The sequence below is a fragment of the Shewanella sp. MBTL60-007 genome, assembly GCF_019654915.1.
Classification (GTDB): domain Bacteria; phylum Pseudomonadota; class Gammaproteobacteria; order Enterobacterales; family Shewanellaceae; genus Shewanella.
The window spans coordinates 20,733-40,722 of record NZ_BPET01000020.1 but is presented as its reverse complement, the minus strand read 5'-3'; the positions used below and the strand labels follow the sequence as shown (position 1 = coordinate 40,722).

The following is a 19,990-nucleotide window of genomic DNA, read 5'->3' as shown; positions in this document are numbered from 1 at the left end:
GTTTAATGAACTCTAAAGATTGTGTTGTTATTGGTATTGCAGGTGCGTCAGCATCGGGTAAGAGTCTTATCGCTAAGACGATTTATGAAGAACTTTGCCGCGATTTAGGCACAGATCAAATTGGCGTGATTGCAGAAGATTCCTATTATCGTGATCAAGGTCATCTGTCGATGGACCAGCGTATTTTGACAAATTACGACCATCCAAAAGCCTTGGATCATGAGTTGTTATGCAGTCATCTGCGTGAGCTTAAAGCGGGTAATGCGGTCGATATTCCTGTTTATAGTTATAACGAGCACACTCGTACTGATGAGAAAGTGACCCTTACACCAAAGAAAGTCATTATTCTTGAAGGTATTTTGTTACTAACCGATCCAGCTCTGCGTAAAGAGATGGATGCGTCCGTATTTATGGATACACCGCTAGATATTTGCTTTATGCGTCGTCTTTCTCGTGATGTTGCTGAGCGAGGTAGAACAATGGAGTCGGTCATGTCACAGTACACAGAGACTGTCCGTCCAATGTTCTTGCAGTTCATCGAGCCATCAAAGCAGTATGCCGATATCATCGTACCGCGTGGTGGTAAGAACCGTATCGCTACTGATATCTTAAAGGCGCGTATTCAGCACTTATTAGCAAAATAAGATCACTTATCAATATAAGGGAGCCTAGGGATCATGCGTTTAACAGACATTGAGATTGAAGCGTGTTTAGACAATGGCACTATCACTATGGAACCACGCCCCGCGCCTGAGGCGATCAGTGGTGTGAGTGTCGATGTTAAGCTAGGTAATCAATTTCGAGTCTTTAAAGATCACACCGCCCCTTATATCGATTTGAGCGGCCCGAGCACCGAAGTGCAAGAGGCCTTGGATCGCGTGATGAGTGAGACCATAGTTATCGAAGAGGGTGAGTCATTTTTTCTTCACCCTGGAGAGTTGGCGCTATCTATTACCCACGAAACCGTGACGTTACCGGCAGACATTGTCGGATGGCTTGACGGTCGTTCATCTCTTGCTCGTTTGGGCTTGATGGTACACGTGACTGCTCACCGCATCGACCCGGGTTGGCAGGGTAAAATCGTATTAGAGTTTTATAACAATGGTAAATTACCCTTGGCACTGAAACCTAACATGACGATTGGCGCACTTAACTTCGAGCGTTTAGCACATGCTGTTGCCAGACCTTATAACAAGCGTGAAAGCGCTAAATATAAGGATCAACAAGAAGCTGTCGCTAGCCGAATTAGCCAGGATAGCTAATGACACAAGTTTGGGTCGATGGACAGCCCGATAAGAATGTTAATCCCCTTGATAGGGGATTGGCTTATGGTGATGGTTTATTCGCGACGATGCGAGTGCATCAAGGCGAGATCCAATTCTTAAACACCCACTTTGAGCGTCTTACTCAAGGCGCTTATCGACTTGGTTTCAACTGGCAACCATCGAGCGCTTTGACACTGCAACTCAAGGCTCTAGCTAAGGCTAACCCCAAGGCTTGTATCAAATTGCTGCTGACGCGAGGCGTAGGCGGTCGAGGTTATGGTGCCGCCGTTGTTCGGCACAACTCGGCAATCATTCTTGATAGCGCGCAGCGCGACCGTGACTCACTTGAATCCAGTTCTCTAGCCTCTGCGCCACTCAATGTTACAGAGGTTGTCTCTGTTCATGCCTTACCGACTCACTACGAACAGTGGCAACAACAGGGGATTCGCTTAGCGCTATCTGATGTTAGGTTAGGTCGGCAGCCTAAGTTAGCTGGCATAAAGCACTGCAATCGCTTAGAGCAGGTACTGATTAAGTCTGTGGACTTAGCAGAGAATGCTCAAGATTGGCTGGTGCTAGATTCCGATGACAATGTTATTGAGTCATCGATGGCCAATATATTTTTTGTGGTGGATAAAGCAATAATTACTCCTCGCATCAGTTTTTCCGGTGTGGCAGGTATGATGCGAGAACAAGTCATCCATCAACTTCTAGCGATGGGATATAGCGTTCGAATAACCGATTTTCATTACAGCATGCTAGCGGACGCTAAGCATGTATTTATAACCAATAGCCTATTTGGGCTCGTTGATGTTGTAGCTATCGCCGATAGGCGTTTTAGCCTAGCATCTTGGACTTCTAGAATAAGAGAACATCTCAGTCTGACATTATGAAAAAAGCAATAATAGGTCTTTTTGCAACGCTTTTTACGCTATTAACTTTAGCTGCCGTTGGCGCATATTGGGGATATAGCACGCTACAGGCATATGGTGAACAACCGATTAAGATAACGGCTTCACAGGAGCTTGATATTAAACGTGGTACCACCTTTAGTCAGTTTATTGCTGTTTTAGAATCAGAGAAATTGATCGATGAGGGCTGGAAGTTAAAATGGTTGGTTCGTTTAAAACCTGAGTTGGCCAATATTCGCTCAGGACTATACGATGTCACACCAAAGGACACCGTCAACAGTCTGCTTGATAAAGTCATTAGCGGGAGAGAGAAATCTTTCGGTGTAACTTTATTAGAGGGGCAAACGGTTAAAGAGTGGCGCCAGGTTCTGGACTTACAGCCAAGACTGACTCAACAAGATCAGGTGTTTATCCAAGTGTTGCGGGAAAATGGCGATGACTCAGGACTGCCTGAAGGCAAGTTTTTTCCAGATACCTACCACTACCGTGCAGGCAGTAGTGAAAAAGCGTTGCTCAATAAGAGTTATCTTAAGATGCAAGCTGAGCTCGATAAGGCTTGGCAGAGCCGTCAAAAGGATCTGCCACTAAAGTCGGCCTATGAACTACTTATCTTAGCGTCCATTATCGAGAAAGAGACGGGCAAAGCCAGCGAGCGCCCATGGATAGCGGCTGTCTTTGTTAACCGTTTGCGTAAAGGGATGCGTCTGCAAACAGACCCGACTGTGATCTATGGTATGGGTGATAGGTATGAAGGCAATATTACCCGCAAAGATTTGCGCGAAACTACGGCCTTTAATACGTACAGAATTAATGGTTTGCCACCAACGCCGATTGCCGCGCCGAGTTTAGCGGCTATTCAGGCCGCCGCACACCCTGCGGATGTTGATTACATTTATTTCGTTTCACGAAATGATGGCAGCCATGTTTTTTCAAGAACGCTGAACGAGCATAATCGCGCAGTGAACAAATATCAGAGAAATCGATGAATACACAATCACAAGCAGCTCAGTCAGCCAAGTTTATCGTCATTGAAGGGTTAGAGGGAGCAGGAAAATCTAGCGCCATCGCACTTGTTAGAGACTTTATAGAAAAGCATACAGGTAAAGCACCAATCTGTACTCGTGAACCAGGCGGCACGCCGCTCGCCGAGCAGATGCGAGATCTTGTAAAGGTTGCCAACGACACTGACCCTCTGTGTGACGAAGCTGAATGCCTGCTGTTTTACGCAGCTAGAGCGCAGCTGGTAGCGAACGTGATTAAGCCTGCCTTAGCCAATGGTGAGTGGGTACTCGGTGATAGACATAATTTGTCTTCGCTTGCCTATCAAGGTGGTGGGCGAGGCTTGATGCCGCTAGTATCGGCAATTAGTGATGCGACCCTAAAAGGCTTTAAGCCGGATTTAACCCTGTATCTGGATATCGAGCCTAAGCTCGGTTTAGAGCGTGCCGCTCGTCGTGGAGAGCTGGACCGAATTGAGCAGCAGGAAATAGATTTCTTTAATCGTGCACGGGCAACCTTCTTGTCATTTGCCGATGCCGATGAGTCTATAAAGATTGTCGATGCGAGCCAAACGATGGCGCAGGTGCATAAAGATATCATTGCAATCCTTCAAGAGCAGAGTTGGTAATATGACCACGCTTCCTTGGCTGCAAACTACCCTGGATAATTTTGCTGAGCAGATCAACACGGCTAGAGTCGGTCATGCCTATCTGATAGGCATGGATGCTGGCTATGGCGGAGAGTCATTAGCGCTCGAATTAGCCAAAATGTCACTCTGTAATCAGCTTGGTCACGGCGGTGCGTGTGGCTTTTGCAAGGCTTGCCAACTGATTGAAGCCAATAGTCATCCCGATCTTTATCGGCTTGAAGCCGATGGAGCGCAGATTAAAGTCGATCAGGTTCGAGAACTTTGTCAAAAGCTGACGACCACCGCCCAGCAGGGAGGCAGACGAGTTGCCGTTATTTTAAATAGCGAACGCTTAAATCAGGCTTCGGCTAACGCCTTACTTAAGACACTCGAGGAGCCGGGAAAGGATACTATTTTGCTGTTACAAGCCAATTCTCCGAGTCGGCTAATAGCAACCATCAGTAGCCGTTGTCAGAGGTTACGTGTTGAACTTCCAAGTAAATTGCAGGTAAAACAGTGGTTAAAAGAGCAACACCGCTTCGAAGATGATCCATCTTGGTGTTTACCTGTTGTAGGGGGGCCTATGGCGGTATTGTCTGCTGTTGAAACAGAGCGATATCAAAGCTTGCTTAGCTACCGAAAGGGTTGGACACAAAGTTTGTCGTCAGGGCATCTGTGTGCTAGTTTAATAAATGTAAATGAAAAGCAAGTTTCTGATGCTCTTAAAGTTTTATATCTAGTGATACACAGGGCTTTAGTTAAGAAGCAAGATAGTGATCCACTGATTAGAGCTAACCTCGCTAATTTTGCGGCGAAAGTGATGCAGCTAGAAACCCGCTTATCGGTAATGCCAAACGTGAATTCGTTAGCGTTATTTGAGGGGTTAACCATTGAGTATAATCAGTTAATGAGCCAATAAACACCTATGACTAATCTTGTTGTCAAATTTGATTCTTTACAGCAACTCTACCGCGCCTATATGCCGTTTATTAAACCTATCGGTATATTTGTCAGTTGCAGCGAAAGTTTCACGCTTGGTCAAGAGATACAGGTTTCCTATCAACTCCCTGGTGATATTCAAGCTCATAACTTTTCAGGTTCGGTTATTTGGATTAATCCCTTAGGCGCCTCCGGCGGGCGTCCGGCCGGAATAGGGGTGAAAATTTTAACTGAGCCTGATTTTCATAAACATCAAATTGAGCAGCTCCTGTCACGGCAACTTGCCTCGGGTGATTTGACCTGCACTATGTAGCTGGGTAGACTTGCGGTCCTTTTTGTTGTTTGTTGGATTTTCATCGTGCTTATCGATTCACATTGTCACTTAGATCGTTTAAAAATCGCCCCCGATCAGGCATCACTTCAAGAGATTATCACTGCGGCTAAAGCGCGGGATATCGCCTACTTTCTTTGTGTCAACGTAAGACAGCAGGGCTTTGTGGAAATGAAGCAGAAGATGGCTGCATTTGATGAAGTATTTCTATCAGCCGGCGTTCACCCTCTAGATGTACAAGATGGTTTGAATATTCAAGAGGTTGAGCAGTTTGCTCGTGATGAAAAAGTTGTCGCTATCGGTGAAACAGGCTTAGATTATTTCTATGCCAATGAAACTAAAAGTCTACAGCAGACCTGCTTTGAACAGCAGATCGATCTTGCTGTCAAAGTCAATAAACCACTCATTATTCATACTCGAGATGCCCGAGAAGATACCATTAATTTTCTAAAGCGTGGTAACGCGGATACTGTTGGCGGCGTATTGCATTGTTTTACAGAAGATTGGGAGATGGCCAAGGCGGCAATCGACTTAGGTTTCTACATTTCAGTTTCAGGTATTGTGACCTTTAAAAATGCCGCTGAGCTTCGCAACGTGATCAGAAAGGTACCAAAAGACAGGCTGTTGGTTGAAACTGATTCTCCCTATTTAGCCCCAGTTCCTCATCGTGGCAAAGAGAATCAACCAGCATTTGTGCGAGATGTTGCCGAGTTTGTGGCAGAGCTAAGAGGGGAGAAGTACCCTGAACTAGCCCAGTACACCACAGATAATTTCTTCAGGTTATTTAAAGATGCAGCAAGGCTAGCGGGGCGCTAGCTTTAGCTTTTGCACGAATTCCAAACAAAAAAAGACCCAAAACTATTCCGATTGTTCTGGGTCTAGGGGAATGGCTCACAAGGAGCCGTGCGCTACTGTTGTTTACCATTGCTGGTAAAAAAAGGTTAAACCACATCTTCGCTAAAGACTAATGATATAGAGTGTAGACTAGCTTTTAGCATTGTGGGTGGTTATTTTTTGACAAGCCACCCGCAAATGTAAGTAATTGTGTATTATTGATACAGTGCAATCTTATCTTTTACTAAGTCCCTAGGAAGGTTGTTCTTTAATTTATTGCCTAAGTGCTTGGCAACGCCAAGCGGATTGTTAGCGTAACTGACGATCACTTCCCCTTGAGGTTTAACTCTTTCTTGCAGGCCGATGTCTCGCCCCATCAAGAAGTCCTTAGCCTGTTCATCACTAAGCTCAAAGCGCGTGGGAGATGATAGCGCTAAGATCGCTTCGTGGCGGACTTTGTAGCCTTTTTTTAATGCATCGGCGAGTTTTATTCCTATGCGCTGAAAACGCATCTTACCTATTAATGGCATAACAGGGTTTGGAAACAGCCAAAACTCCAGATCTCGTACCATCACTTGGGCACTATCGGGTAAGTCAATAGAGAAACTGTCTTTAAAGTACTGTGTTAACTCTTCAACTTGTTTGGGCTTTGCAGGGGTAAACGGAAAGTTCTTCTGTTTTCTTGGCTCCGGAACTTGGCGCTCTACGGCCACATGTTTGCGGATCTTGGCTACAAAAAAACCTTCACTGTCATAGATCTGCGGCCAGACATGTAAAAATCCCTCTTCGGTGCAGGCTTTCTCAGCTTGCGGGAATAGATCCGTTAAAGGGAGAAACTCAACGGCTTCACCATATAAGGCTTTTAAGTGATGGCAAACATCTTGGTTTTCTTGGCGGCTAAGTGCGCACGTGGAGTAGACCAGACTTCCCCCAACCTTTAATGCAAGAAAAGCCGACTCTATGAGTTCTTTTTGAGTGTCGACAATCCCTTTTGCGTCATTGTTATCCCAGTTTTTGAGTGCGTCAGGATCTTTTCGAATGGTGCCTTCACCGCTGCAAGGGGCGTCGAGTAGAATCGAGTCAAAGGTCTCGAACATATACTCACCAAACACCCGAGCATCGAAATGGGTTAAGGCACAATTAGCCACGCCCATACGAGCCACGTTGGCATGTAACACTTTGACGCGGCTTGCCGAGTACTCGTTGGCGACGAGTAGGCCTCGATTCTGCATAAGGGCAGCGATCTGAGTGGTCTTAGAGCCCGGTGCTGAGGCCATGTCGAGCACTAAGCTATCGCAAGAAATGCTTTGCTGCTCTTGGCTGGCGTCAAACAGCGCTGTTGGCGGCAACATGGAGCTGGCTTCTTGAATGTAAAATAGACCTTGCAGGTGCTCGATGGTATTGCCCAACTGAATGTCTTGGCTCAAGGTCACCCAAAAGCCGTCTTTGCACCAAGGAATAGGGTCAAAGTGCCAGCCTTTTTGCGTCATCAAGTCGATAAAGTTATCGCTACTGATTTTGAGCGTATTGACTCGGATAGAAAGTCGCAACGGCTTATTGCTAAAGGCGATAAAGTCTTCCATTGATAAGTGAGATGGAAGATCACGTTCGATACTATCGAGAAAATTCTGATTAAAATGAGCCATATGTCGAAGATAATGCGGTAAAGTAGCGGGATTATAACAGATTAACTAAATGATAAGAGGGAACTTGGGTGCTAAATAAGATCTGGTTTGGCTTTTTCGCTACCGCACTCATTGCAATTCTGGTTCAAGTGCTAACGGGACACACGCAGATACTGTCTGAAAGCGTGAGTGCCATTTTTTCGAGCTCTAAATTAGCGGCTGAAATCGCGCTAGGATTAATCGGCGTGTTATCGCTTTGGATGGGCTTAATGCGGGTGGGTGAGAAAGCCGGTGTCGTTGCCGTTTTTTCGAAAATGTTTGAGCCGTTATTGTCAAAATTGATGCCAGAGGTACCAAGAGGGCATCCCGCTTTCGGTAGCGTCACCATGAATCTTACGGCGAATATGCTAGGTTTAGATAATGCTGCCACGCCACTAGGACTCAAGGCGATGCAGGACTTACAAACCTTAAATCCTAATAAGAGTGTGGCCACCAATGCTCAGATCTTGTTTTTAGTCTTAAATACTTCTTCGATCACCTTAGTGCCTGTGACCGTATTTTTATACCGTGCCCAGCAAGGAGCGGCAGCACCTGCTGATGTTTTTTTGCCGATTTTACTCGCAACAACTGCATCAACCCTTGCTGGCTTAACTGCTGTGGCTTTGGTTCAAAGACTCTCTTTAATCAATATGGTTGTGCTTGGTTATGCGGGTATTATTCTCTCCTCTATCGTAGGCTTAGTATTTTATTTAAGTACCTTGACAGTAGCGGCCATCGGTGAGGTGAGCACCGGCCTTGGTAATGGCATATTATTGCTACTTATCTTTAGTTTTGTCCTCGTTGCTGGGATGCGAAAAGTCGCTGTCTATGATGAGTTTATTGAGGGGGCGAAAGAGGGCTTTGAACAATCGATTAAGCTTATCCCCTATTTACTCGCGATGTTACTCGCCATTGCACTTTTAAGGGCCTCTGGCGCGTTAGATTATTTGCTGCAACTGATCGCAGGTTTAGTCGCGTTCGCAGGTGGAGATGTACGCTTTGTCGATGCCATGCCAACAGCGATAATGAAACCTTTCAGTGGTTCTGGTGCTAGGGCTATGATGCTTGAAACCATGCAGCACTATGGCGTCGACTCATTTGCTGGGCGTTTGGCGGCAATATTACAGGGAAGTACCGAAACGACTTTCTATGTGTTAGCGGTATATTTTGGCGCTGTCGGGATCCGTAATGGAAGGCATGCGCTGGCTTGTGGCTTATTTGCCGACCTAGCAGGGATCATCGCGGCAATAATGGTTTGTTATCAGTTCTATGGCTAAGCATTCTCAATGCTTCAGCCTGTTTAGAGCAAAGCACAAATAAAAACGAGGCTAATGGCCTCGTTTTTATTTGTGAGTACTCAACGTACTCTTTCCCACTTGCTTTAAGTGAGCGCTTAGCTCGAATTTGGTTAGTTAATTTGACTTAGTCAGGCTTGTCTGCACTGGTGACCAATTGAGCCAGTTTGGATCGACTTTGGCGTTAAGCTTAAACGTCTGTTGTTTAGCTAGCGCGTTAGCTGCTGTCGTGGTCTCTTTCGTAGCCATCCCTATGCCACCGGCCAAGATGGTTTCCAAAGAGCCGGTTTCAATCTGTGCACCTGAGAAAAGACCCACATCGACCTTTACTCCTGAAAGATCCCAAAATACGCTAGATTGATTAACTAAGTGTCGATACTCATTTTTAACATGGGCGTGCATAATTACGCCAGTTCCTTGCTCAGATAGTTGGTAACCATCGACTTGACCGATTTTTACCCCTCTAAAGAAGATAGCGGTTCCTGCTTTTACCGAGCCGAGATTAGCCTTGCTTAAGCTAAAGGTTAGGGCGTCGTCGATATTATAGAAAGGCTTTTCAATCTGGCCAGTAAAGCTAGATGACTTTACTGCACTTTGTCCTGGGAACACTTCAATATATGGGCCTGTGATAAGGGTTTCAGGTGCCTTAATACCCGCTAACGAGATATCGGCATCGATGATCGAGTAGGAAGCATCCTTTTGGTTAAAGTTGGCAGCATATTGACCATACAGGTAGGCTGTTACATTCAGCTGTTTCAGATCTTGGCTTAAGGTGACTTGGTCTACTTCACCTACCTTATGGCCAAGGTAACGAATAGGTGCCTTTGCTGCGAGCTTTACACTGGCGGGGAAGGTAAGGCTAATTGCTTGTGCCTGACTTAGGGCTAAAAATCGGCTGTCATACAGATAGCGACCATCGGCCACTCGTTCGCCTTCGATTAGTCCAAGGCTAATGCCACCTTTTAATGCTCCTTTTAACGGAGCAACGTCAACCTCGACCCCAGATAAGCTTGCATTAATAGATACGGCGTTGTTTCGCCAAAATACGGTTTGACTGTTCAGTAAGCTTTCAAAGGCTCGCTCAATTGTCATATCAATAACAAAGTCGTTATCGGACGCTTGCCATTGAACACCAGTTACTTGGCCAATTTGCATCTTCTTATAATAGATGGGGGAGCCCGCGGATAAGTCTGCTGCGTCTTGGCTTAGAAGACGTTTTTTGATGAGGTTTTGACTGGCATAAAAGTCCTTGGCCTCATCGTTACTCGCAAATACACGTAATGAACTTTTGTTGGTCGCTAAAGCTTTGCTTGAGCCTCTCACTAGGTTTAATGCACCGTTGGCTAAAGTATTTAAATCGCGGGTTTTGACTTGAATACCCTCTAGGCTGGCGTCAATAGCTAGAGCTGACTCTGCGATAAAGTGGCTATTTGCACTGACTAAGTCAGTGAAATCGGGATCTATCTCTATTTGGTATTCAACTTGGGTTAAGGCATTATTAAGTTGACTAGAAAGTACTTGGCCTATTTTTATCTGTTTATAGCGGATCTCGGCCCCAGCACCGACTCCTGGATTTGACTCCGAATAGAGTGTTAGAGCAAGCTTGCTGACGTTGTTTGGCTCAGGTGACTGTGTTAATAGGTTATATTCTTGTTTTGCTGGTCCGGTTCCAGGCACAAAATTGATCACACTGCCAGTGATTAAACGCTCAGGATGTTTGATCCCAGATAGCGAAATGTCGGCCCCCTCTAGCCAAAAATCTGCCGTTTCGGTTAGGAGTTCCTGATAGGTGTTATCAATTTTTGCAGTTAAAGTAATGCCGTCATCACTCAAGTCCTTTTGGGTTATTTGACCAATCTTTATGCCTCGATAGACGATAGGTGCATTTTGAGCGACCGATTCTTCACCGCTTGCCTTAAGGGTAAATTGCACGCCGCCCAATGCGTCTTCTTGATTATCATAAAGGGTAAACTCATGCTTATTCTCTGCGGACTTAGCGGTATCATTTGAGCTAAAGCTAATTCCTCCGGCAAGTATCGAGGCTAGGCTTTCGCTACTGACTTTCACGCCAGAGAGAGAGGCATCAACGCTTATTCCTGATACGTTCCAAAACTGGGAGTCGACCTTTACAAGTTGAGCATATTGATGCTGGATAAAGGCGGTAACTAAAATTTCATCGGCACTTTCTAGATGATAGCCCACAACTTGTCCCACAGGGATCTGTCTATAAAAAACCGGTGATCCTACATCTAACGACCCTAACTTTTTAGTGGTGATATGTACGATTAGGCCTTCAACACCAGGGGTGATAACTGGAGCCGTGGTTTCGGCTTCGAAGAAGGAGCGAGAGTCACCTTCACCGGGTAAAATGCTAATGTAATTACCGGAAAATAGGGTATCTAACCCTTCTACACCAGTAATTGATGCTTTAGGTTTTACTAACCAGAACTTTGTTCCCTCATTAACAAATGGGGCGGCGCGATAGTCCATGAGAACGTCAACATTTACGCCTTGCAGATCATCATCGATACTCATGTCGACGACTTTGCCGACAGTCAGCCCCTGATATTTGACCAGAGTCTTACCTATGTCCATGCCTGTTGCACTAGGAAAGTGAATTGTCACCTCTACGCCCGATTCGCGTATGCTCTTCACACCGAGCCACGCCCCTAATGCGAGGGCGATAATAGGTAATAACCAAATCGGTGAAAATAGTTTTTTCTTTACGATTTTAGGCGTTTGTACTTGAGTCATCTTTTGCTTCCAATCTATCCCAGAGTAAACGGGTATCTATGACTTTTGCAGCTAACTGCGTGAGTAAAATTACTAAGGCGAACGCTGTGGCGGCGGGGGCAGGCTTAGCGTCTAATAGCTGTCCCATATTAACGACAGCAACGGTAAGAGAGATAACGAACAGATCTAACATCGACCAGCGGCCGATCCATTCAATGACGTGAAATCCTGTCATCAGCTTCTTTTTAGAGATAGGCAATTTATAACTGATCGCAGACAAATAAATTATTAAGCCGACAATCTTGAGGATGGGCACTAAGATACTGGCAACAAACAGTATGATCGCGATTGGGATCATATCGGTTTTGACTAAGTGGGCAATACCGGAAAAGATAGTATCTTGGGTCACCCGCCCTTGATTGGTTAAGGTAGAGATAGGGTAAACATTGGCTGGGATCAGCAAAATCATCGCCGTTATGAGTAAGGCCCAGCTTTTTTGCACACTGGAATAGTCTCTAACAGTCAGCGCTGCGTCACAGCGACTGCAGTTGGTCGATTTAGCGCAGGTCACCTTATGGCAAGTTGGGCATGAGGTAAGACCGATATCTTTGCCTAACATGGTCGAGTGATTATCACTCATCGAGATAGCTCCACATATGTTCTAAATCATACTCCCGCATTAAAAATAGTGTCATTACAAATAACATAGTAAAGCAGAACGTGCCGAACCCAAAAGAAACTGTGGCAAAGTCGGCTAAGTTAAAAGCCGCCACTAAGAAGCTAATCACAAAAATTTCTAACATGGTAAGCTGAGTGAGTACCCCTTGTATTTTTAAGGCGTGTTTTAGAGCCGTCCTCAGAGAAGGGGAGCTTAATCCATATTTGACGATTAAAATCTGCATCAGTATCGAGAGCAGTAATAGGCCAGGTGCGATGACAGCAGAGGTTAAAACGGCAATCCCCACCAACCAATAGCCCTGATGGTAGACCGATAACGCCCCCTCAATGACTGTTGTGGTTCTCATACTCCCTAAGAACTCTAACTCGAGTACCGGGAATAAATTGGCTGGAGCAAAAAAGAAAATGGCCGTTAAGCATAAGGCTAACATACCGTTTATTGAGCAGTATGGTGTATCGTATAACGCGGTGTGACATCGTGGGCATACAGCACGTACGCCAGTTGGTAGTGCTCGTTTCCGAATGACTAAGTCACAGGAACCGCACAAAGTAATACTGCTATCTACAGTTTCCTTTCCCATTCGTTTTAATATCCAAGTGTACAGTATATGCGTCAATCATACGCACGCGCTGTACTTTGAGCCTATGCGATTGAAATTACAGAGCCATTAACCCGATAAGTTTATCAGATAATCAAGAAAACTTGCATAAGAAGTTCAATATGTGAGACTCTCCACTGTATATAAAAACAGTGTGAGGTTGGATATGGCCGTTGTAACTCAATTTGTTGTCGTTAGAGAAGGGGTTGAAAAGATGACTTTTACATCGAAGAAGGAGGCTGATGCCTACGATAAGATGCTAGATATCGCTGACAACCTTATTCCTTTCTTAAGTAAGAGCGAATTAGAACTCGATGAACGTGATGTGGAGAAGCTAAGCTTTTTCCTTGCTCAGAACAAGGATGACCTGCAAATATTACTCAAGGGCGGCTCACTGACGAAGAAGGCAACGCCTAAAAAAGCAGTCAAAAAGCCTGAAAACAAAGAACCTAAATAAAACTGCTTGTTAAATAGCTAGGATTTGTTGTTAGAATGCTGCAATTGTATTTTTAGCTGTAGATAAAACTGTTAGGAAGTATTTTTGTGAATGACTTTTACGACACTCTGAATCGTCAAGTTCAGGCATTACTGGCCAGTGAAGACGATACGATTGCAGCATTAGCTAATTTTTCTGCGCTATTAAACGATAACCTTACGGATCTAAATTGGGTTGGCTTCTATTTACTCAAGAACAATGAGTTAGTGCTGGGGCCATTTCAAGGTAAGGTTGCTTGTTCGCGCATCCCCGTTGGCAAGGGGGTCTGCGGTACGGCTGTTGTGACCAACAGCACACAACGAGTCGATGATGTTCATCAGTTTGTTGGTCATATCGCCTGTGATAGTGCCAGCAATTCTGAGTTAGTCGTACCGCTGCGTCGAAATGGAAAGGTTATTGGAGTGCTGGATATTGATAGCCCTTCGTTATCAAGATTCAGTGAAATTGATCAACTTGGCATCGAAACTTTGGTTAAAAGTCTCGAAATTTGCCTAATTGATTAATCTACGACCAATTATCGCTAATTGTAGGTCGCAATCATTTGAAGCCTCTCTATAATAAGCGCTTTGAGTAATGAAATTAAGCGAACACATCTGTATTCTAGAATTGAATGCATGGAGTTTGTGATTTGTTGTTGCTAAGGTAGGTTTGGTTTTAAGGGCGAAAACAGATGTTAACAATTTTTCATTTGTTATTTGTGCCTTGATCAAACGAATATAAACGACACATAAGTTGATACATGCCCTTGTGGTTGTCGGCGGTGTCCCTTTTTTAAACTGTGGAAGTAAAGATGGAATCAACAGAAAAGTTGACCGATACCAACGCTATTCTTGCGTATTTGTACGAAACATTTCCTTTGTGCTTTATAGCTGAAGGCGAAACGAAGCCATTAAAAATTGGATTGTTTCAAGATTTAGCGGAAAGGTTAGCTGATGATTCTAAAGTCAGTAAAACTCAGCTTAGAATCGCGTTAAGAAGGTACACCAGCAGCTGGCGTTACCTTAAGTGCGTAAAAGCTGGTGCACAGCGTATCGATTTAGATGGCAATGCTTGTGGTGAGCTTGAGCAAGAGCATATTGACCACGCGGCAGCTACACTTAAAGAGAGCCAAGACAAAGCTAAGGCTAAGAGAATGGCTCAGGCAAAGAGTGCTAATCCAGCACCTAAAGCTACTAAAAAGCCGGTTAAGAAGCCAGTTGCTAAGCGTCCAAAAACCGCTCAAAGCAGCAAACCTGTAAAAGAAGCCGTTGTGGCAGAAAATTTAACGCCTGCTGTTTTAACTGAATTGAAACCAAATCAGCGCGTGAATGTCAAACTAGGTAAGGCACCAGTCGCTGGTGTGATTTTGGACATCAAAAAAGAAGATGTTCAAGTTCAGTTAGACTCTGGTTTAACCATTAAAGTTAGAGCTGAACACATACTGCTGTAATGGCTTAAAAGCACATAAAGGAGTGACTTGTTGATGCGAAAACTTTCTCTGGCTGTATCCATTGCCGGTATTTTTGTCGGATTCTCGGCGTGGGCGGTGAGTCCCACTATTCAATTCAGCGAGTTACCCGCTCTTAAGCAGGAGCCGCAACATAAGGTAGCTAGTAAGCGTGTTACCGGGCTATTCACTCGTTCTCATTATCATCGCTTTGATATGGATGATGTATTCTCGCAGCAAGTATTCGAGCGTTATCTAAAACAGTTAGATTACCGTAAGAATGTATTACTGCAGTCAGACATAGACAGTTTTAAGCCTTACTCGACTCAGTTCGACGATATGTTGAAAAGTGGCAACTTGAATCAAGCTTATGCTATGTATGAGCTGGTGCAAAAACGTCGTTACGAACGTTTTGCCTATGCTCTGTCTTTGCTTGATGACGAGATGGCATTTGATGTTCCTGGCGATAAATATGAGTACGACAGAGAAGATGCCAGTTGGCCAAAAAACGAAGCCGAGTTAAATGAACTCTGGCGTCAACGCGTAAAATATGATGCGTTAAACCTTTCCCTTACTGGTAAAAACTGGGACGAGATCGTTACAGTGCTTGAAAAGCGCTATAACAATGCCATCAAACGCCTGAGTCAGACACATAGTGAAGATGTGTTTCAAGGTGTGATGAACGCCTTTGCTCGTACGGTCGAACCGCACACGAGTTATCTATCTCCACGCAATGCCGAACGTTTCCAAATGGAGATGAATTTAAGTCTAGAAGGCATTGGTGCGGTGCTTCAAGTGGATGACGATTATACCGTTATTAAGAGTCTTGTTGCTGGCGGTCCCGCTGCTACGAGTGAGAAGTTGTCACCCGAAGATAGAATTGTCGGTGTTGGTCAGGAAGGTGAAGAGATTGTCGACGTTATCGGTTGGCGATTGGACGATGTTGTTGAACTCATTAAAGGGCCTAAGGGCAGTAAGGTCGTACTAGAGATCTTGCCAAAGAAAGGCGGAACGAGCGCTAAGACATTCGAACTCACTATCGTTCGCGATAAAATTCGTTTAGAAGATCGTGCCGCAACGTCTAAAGTGATTGAACCTACAGACGGACCATATGCGAATCGTAAAGTCGGTGTTATTCAGATCCCTGGATTTTATATGGATCTGTCGAAAGATGTCTCTAAAGAGTTAGCTGAGCTAAAAGAAGCCAAAGTTGAAGGAGTCATCATTGATCTTCGTGGTAATGGCGGCGGAGCCTTAACCGAAGCGACTTTGTTGACTGGTTTATTTATCGAGCAAGGCCCAGTTGTTCAAATTCGCGATGCCAATGGCAGGGTTTCACAAAATCGCGATAACGATGGTCGTGTAACCTATGATGGTCCTTTGACTGTGATGGTTGATAGATATAGTGCATCGGCTTCTGAGATTTTCGCCGCGGCATTACAAGATTACGATCGTGCCTTGATTGTTGGTGAGTCGACCTTTGGTAAGGGTACGGTACAGCAACATAAGAGTTTAGGCCGTATTTATGATATGTATGAGAAGCCTATTGGCCACGTACAGTACACGATTGCAAAATTTTACCGCATCAACGGCGGAAGTACCCAGCTTAAAGGTGTGACACCGGATATTCCATTCCCGAGTGCGTTAGAGCCAGGCGAGTATGGCGAGGCGGAAGAGGAAAATGCACTACCTTGGGACAAAGTACCTGTAGCCCAATATGGTACGCTCGGTGAAATTTATCCGCAGTTGATTGCTAACTTAGATGGTAAGCATAAAGCTCGAATTAAGTCTGATGTTGAATTTGGCTATATCTTCCAAGACATTGCTGAATTTAAAGAAAACCATGATGACAAAACGGTTTCTTTGGTTAAGAGCGAGCGCCTAGCCGAACGTGAAGAGAATGACGCGAAGCAGCTTGCCCGAGCTAACGATAGACTCGTTAGAGAAGGGCAGGAAAAAGTTAAGTCTCTGGATGATATCCCTGATGATGTTGAAGTCGCCGATGCCTTCTTAGATGAAACGGCGTATATCACTTTAGATTTGGTTGATATCGAAAAGTTAGCTAAAAACCAAAAAAAGTAAAATTGGGTAAATAAAAAAACGCGCTTAAAGCGCGTTTTTTTTAATACAAAAATAATAGATAAGAGGTTTATTCATGTCACAGCCACAAGCTAAATTCCTCAAAGATTACCAGAAACCTAAGTTTCAGATTTCCCATATCGATTTAGACTTCACTCTTGCAGAGAAGCAGACAAAAGTTGTTGCAATCAGCAAAGTGACTCGTCAAGGCAAGCATCAAGAGCCATTAGTGTTGGTAGGCGATGAGTTAACGCTGCTTAGTGTAATGATTAATGGCAAGAAGGCAGACTATAAGCAGTTGCCTGGAGAGCTTGTTATCGAAACTGCTCTAGAAGATTTTGAACTTGAGGTTATCACGCAGTTAGATCCGGAGGCTAACTCTAGTCTTGAAGGCTTGTATATGTCTGATGGTGCCTATTGTACTCAATGCGAGGCAGAAGGCTTTAGGCGTATCACTTACTTCTTGGATAGGCCGGATGTACTAGCTATCTATACGGTACAAATAGAGGCTGACAAGCAAGCATTCCCATACTTGCTAAGCAATGGCAACTTGATTGGTAGTGGCGATACGCAGGAGGGACGTCACTATGCTAAATGGCATGACCCATTCCCTAAGCCTGCTTATCTATTTGCACTGGTTGCCGGTGATTTTGACCTATTAGAAGATAAGTTTATCACTTGTAGTAATCGAGAGGTGAAGCTGCAGGTCTTTGTTGATAAGGGCAACCTAAGCAAAGCACACCATGCCATGGCCTCACTTAAAAAGTCCATGGCTTGGGACGAGAGCCGTTTTAATTTGGAGTATGATCTCGATATTTATATGATCGTTGCGGTTGATTTCTTCAATATGGGGGCGATGGAAAACAAAGGTCTAAATGTTTTTAATACTAAATTTGTCCTAGCCGATAAAGCCTCGGCAACCGATGATGATTATCATGGTATCGAGTCTGTTGTAGGTCATGAATATTTCCATAATTGGACGGGCAACCGAGTCACTTGTCGTGATTGGTTTCAGCTGAGTCTGAAAGAAGGTTTAACTGTTTTTCGAGATCAAGAGTTTAGTTCTGACCTCGGCTCTCGTGCCGTAAATCGTATCCATGCGATTAAGGTTATGAAAAACCAGCAGTTTGCGGAAGATTCAGGACCAATGGCACACCCTATTAGGCCAGAGTCCGTTATAGAAATGAATAACTTTTACACGGTCACTGTCTACAACAAGGGCGCCGAAGTGATCCGCATGATGCATACGCTTCTTGGCGAAGCTGCTTTCCAACAAGGTATGAAGCTATATTTTGAGCGCCATGATGGTCAAGCCGTGACCTGTGATGATTTTGTTGCTGCTATGCAAGACGCCAGTAATGTGGATCTTGGCCAATTTAAGCGTTGGTATAGTCAAGCTGGAACGCCTCAAGTTGACGTCGAGGAACACTATGACGAACAGGCTAATCTGTATCAGCTGACGCTATCACAAATGACACCCTCAACGCCTGATAAGGCGGAAAAGTTGCCATTGCATATTCCTTTTGATATCGAGCTTCTAGATGTTGACGGCAACACAGTATTTAATAAGGTGCTAGATGTTAAAGAAGAAAAACAAGTCTTCACTTTCGATGGGATTATGCATAAACCTATCCCGTCGTTACTACAGAACTTCTCTGCGCCAGTAAAACTTAACTTTAATTACACTGTTGAACATCTTGTCCATATCATGCGCTTTGCCACCAGTGAAGTAGCTAAATGGGAAGCATCTGTTTCACTGTTTAGCCAGTCTGTTTGGCAAAATGTCGAGCGTCTGCAAAATAATCAAGCTATGTACATTGACCCAAGGATCCTTGATGCATTTAAGGGGGTCATTCTAGCGAACGATCTCGACCAGTCCTTGATGGCAGAAATTTTAACGCTACCGAGTGCAGGCTCGCTTATTGAGCAAAAAGAGGTGGTAGATCTCGACAGTCTTGCTTTAGCGAGAGAGTTTGTTGTATTTGAGATCGCTTCTGACTGCGAAGATGAATTGTTAGCTCGGGTTCGTGAGTTAGAAAAGGTCGACGATGCAGGGGCTAGGGCACTTAAGAATGTTTGTTTGAGTCTATTGCTTAAGGTAGAGCAAAGTTACGCCGCCCTTGCAAAACAGCAATTCCAGTCTGCAGAGAATATGACAGATAGCTTGGCTGCACTATCAGCGCTCAACGGTGAGTCATCACTTATTCGTGATGAGTTGATGAGTCAATTTGAGGATCAATGGAAAGATACGCCATTGGTTATGGATAAGTGGTTCGTGTTACATGCAACATTGGCCTGCAGTAAATGTATTCACCAATTGCAGTCATTGTTTGAACATGACGCGTTTAGCTTCAATAACCCCAATAGAGTCCGCTCCTTGATTGGTGCCTTTGCTGCAGCGAACACCTTCGAATTTAACCGAAAGGATGGCTTGGGCTACCAGTTTTTGGCTGACGCTATTATTAAGTTAAATAGCGTTAACCCCCAAGTTGCTGCTCGAATCATTACGCCGTTAATTCAATATAAAAAGTTCGATGCCGATAGACAGTCAATGATGAAACAACAGCTTCAACGTATTCTCGCTGTTGAAGGTTTATCGAAAGATCTCTACGAGAAGGTTACTAAAGCATTAGTTTAAAGCGTCAATGATATATTGGATCTCAATTACAGTCATCGTATGATACGCTGACTTAATTGAGATCCAACTATTTTATGAGAATTAGGTTTTGGCATCATCCCATCAAGTTTTTCAATTTCCACTTAATATCAGTTATCAAGAGTTTCTTCCTTACTATCGTGGTGAAGTTAATAAAGTAGAAGTTATCGATATTAAAGGGCGCACGCTGTGGATCAACGCACGTCATTTTCGGCCTTTTTTATCCAGTACAGGAATAAAAGCTTACTTTAATATGGTTGTCGATGGGCAGGGCAACTTGATCAGCCTTACAAAGATTTAGAGTAATTACTTCAAACGGTCGATTATTTAAAACGTCTCGGCAACCACTAGTCACACAATTTCAGGTCATTGTAATTACGAGGAAAATGGCCTTTCAACCCCTCATCTGGCAGTTAATCTCTTGCTGATTTAAATACAGCGGCGAAAACCATCAATA

The 19,990-nt window shown here is 44.3% G+C and carries 19 protein-coding genes; 15 read left to right on the top strand and 4 right to left on the bottom strand.

Features of this window, described 5'->3' with window-relative positions:
- Positions 1 to 5 precede the first annotated feature (5 nt).
- From udk to K5Q92_RS09175, 8 genes are read left to right on the top strand one after another with little or no spacing between them, the layout of a single operon-like run.
- On the top strand, positions 6 to 644 hold the full coding sequence (gene udk / locus K5Q92_RS09210; RefSeq protein ID WP_220768711.1) for a uridine kinase: 639 nt from the start codon (positions 6 to 8) through the stop codon (positions 642 to 644).
- Between the two features lie 33 nt (positions 645 to 677).
- On the top strand, positions 678 to 1,262 hold the full coding sequence (gene dcd / locus K5Q92_RS09205; protein WP_220768710.1) for a dCTP deaminase: 585 nt from the start codon (positions 678 to 680) through the stop codon (positions 1,260 to 1,262).
- Positions 1,262 to 2,158: an aminodeoxychorismate lyase gene (gene pabC, locus K5Q92_RS09200; RefSeq protein WP_220768709.1), complete on the top strand. Its 897-nt coding sequence runs from the start codon at positions 1,262 to 1,264 to the stop codon at positions 2,156 to 2,158. The genes dcd and pabC overlap by 1 nt, the downstream gene beginning before the upstream one ends.
- A complete protein-coding gene (mltG, locus tag K5Q92_RS09195) occupies positions 2,155 to 3,162 on the top strand; it encodes an endolytic transglycosylase MltG (RefSeq protein ID WP_220768708.1) in 1,008 nt (335 codons plus the stop codon). Before pabC ends, mltG begins: the two co-directional genes overlap by 4 nt.
- Complete coding sequence (gene tmk / locus K5Q92_RS09190) at positions 3,159 to 3,803, top strand: dTMP kinase (protein ID WP_220768707.1); 645 nt, start codon at positions 3,159 to 3,161, stop codon at positions 3,801 to 3,803. The genes mltG and tmk overlap by 4 nt, the downstream gene beginning before the upstream one ends.
- A 1-nt stretch (position 3,804) precedes the next feature.
- The gene (holB, locus tag K5Q92_RS09185) at positions 3,805 to 4,722 is read left to right on the top strand and encodes a DNA polymerase III subunit delta' (protein WP_220768706.1); all 918 of its coding nucleotides are present in this window, start codon (positions 3,805 to 3,807) and stop codon (positions 4,720 to 4,722) included.
- Positions 4,723 to 4,728: 6 nt separating this feature from the next.
- Positions 4,729 to 5,055: a PilZ domain-containing protein gene (locus K5Q92_RS09180; RefSeq protein WP_220768705.1), complete on the top strand. Its 327-nt coding sequence runs from the start codon at positions 4,729 to 4,731 to the stop codon at positions 5,053 to 5,055.
- A gap of 45 nt (positions 5,056 to 5,100) precedes the next feature.
- The gene (locus K5Q92_RS09175; RefSeq protein WP_220768704.1) at positions 5,101 to 5,889 is read left to right on the top strand and encodes a TatD family hydrolase; all 789 of its coding nucleotides are present in this window, start codon (positions 5,101 to 5,103) and stop codon (positions 5,887 to 5,889) included.
- A gap of 233 nt (positions 5,890 to 6,122) precedes the next feature.
- On the opposite strand, the gene rsmF is transcribed toward K5Q92_RS09175, so the two are convergent.
- A complete protein-coding gene (rsmF, locus tag K5Q92_RS09170) occupies positions 6,123 to 7,553 on the bottom strand; it encodes a 16S rRNA (cytosine(1407)-C(5))-methyltransferase RsmF (RefSeq protein ID WP_220768703.1) in 1,431 nt (476 codons plus the stop codon).
- A 68-nt stretch (positions 7,554 to 7,621) separates the two neighbouring features.
- Between rsmF and K5Q92_RS09165 the strand changes: the two genes are divergently transcribed.
- Positions 7,622 to 8,848, top strand: a complete 1,227-nt coding sequence (locus tag K5Q92_RS09165) for a nucleoside recognition domain-containing protein (protein ID WP_220768702.1) — start codon at positions 7,622 to 7,624, stop codon at positions 8,846 to 8,848.
- 135 nt (positions 8,849 to 8,983) lie between these two features.
- Here K5Q92_RS09165 and K5Q92_RS09160 read toward each other — a convergent pair whose 3' ends face one another.
- Genes K5Q92_RS09160 through K5Q92_RS09150 form a run of 3 tightly spaced genes read right to left on the bottom strand, consistent with a single transcriptional unit; the run spans position 8,984 to position 12,858 of the window.
- Positions 8,984 to 11,620 (bottom strand): MlaD family protein, encoded by a 2,637-nt coding sequence (locus K5Q92_RS09160; protein WP_220768701.1) that lies wholly within the window; start codon positions 11,618 to 11,620, stop codon positions 8,984 to 8,986.
- Entirely contained in the window at positions 11,598 to 12,239 is a 642-nt protein-coding gene (locus K5Q92_RS09155) for a paraquat-inducible protein A (RefSeq protein ID WP_220768700.1), read from the bottom strand. The genes K5Q92_RS09160 and K5Q92_RS09155 overlap by 23 nt, the downstream gene beginning before the upstream one ends.
- Positions 12,232 to 12,858: a paraquat-inducible protein A gene (locus tag K5Q92_RS09150; RefSeq protein ID WP_220768699.1), complete on the bottom strand. Its 627-nt coding sequence runs from the start codon at positions 12,856 to 12,858 to the stop codon at positions 12,232 to 12,234. The genes K5Q92_RS09155 and K5Q92_RS09150 overlap by 8 nt, the downstream gene beginning before the upstream one ends.
- A 184-nt stretch (positions 12,859 to 13,042) precedes the next feature.
- Between K5Q92_RS09150 and K5Q92_RS09145 the strand changes: the two genes are divergently transcribed.
- The 6 genes from K5Q92_RS09145 (at position 13,043) to K5Q92_RS09120 (ending at position 19,834) form a co-directional block, all read left to right on the top strand.
- Positions 13,043 to 13,333 (top strand): YebG family protein, encoded by a 291-nt coding sequence (locus K5Q92_RS09145; RefSeq protein WP_220768698.1) that lies wholly within the window; start codon positions 13,043 to 13,045, stop codon positions 13,331 to 13,333.
- 86 nt (positions 13,334 to 13,419) lie between these two features.
- The gene (locus K5Q92_RS09140) at positions 13,420 to 13,875 is read left to right on the top strand and encodes a GAF domain-containing protein (protein WP_308443581.1); all 456 of its coding nucleotides are present in this window, start codon (positions 13,420 to 13,422) and stop codon (positions 13,873 to 13,875) included.
- A 287-nt stretch (positions 13,876 to 14,162) separates the two neighbouring features.
- Positions 14,163 to 14,801 (top strand): RNA chaperone ProQ, encoded by a 639-nt coding sequence (gene proQ, locus K5Q92_RS09135; protein WP_220768697.1) that lies wholly within the window; start codon positions 14,163 to 14,165, stop codon positions 14,799 to 14,801.
- Positions 14,802 to 14,834: 33 nt separating this feature from the next.
- The gene (prc, locus tag K5Q92_RS09130) at positions 14,835 to 16,880 is read left to right on the top strand and encodes a carboxy terminal-processing peptidase (protein WP_220768696.1); all 2,046 of its coding nucleotides are present in this window, start codon (positions 14,835 to 14,837) and stop codon (positions 16,878 to 16,880) included.
- 73 nt (positions 16,881 to 16,953) lie between these two features.
- Positions 16,954 to 19,515, top strand: coding sequence for an aminopeptidase N (gene pepN, locus K5Q92_RS09125; protein WP_220768695.1), 2,562 nt, complete (start codon positions 16,954 to 16,956; stop codon positions 19,513 to 19,515).
- Positions 19,516 to 19,603: 88 nt separating this feature from the next.
- Positions 19,604 to 19,834 carry a DUF2835 domain-containing protein gene (locus K5Q92_RS09120; RefSeq protein ID WP_220768694.1) on the top strand — a complete coding sequence of 77 codons (231 nt, stop codon included), beginning with the start codon at positions 19,604 to 19,606 and terminating at the stop codon, positions 19,832 to 19,834.
- Positions 19,835 to 19,990 lie beyond the last annotated feature (156 nt).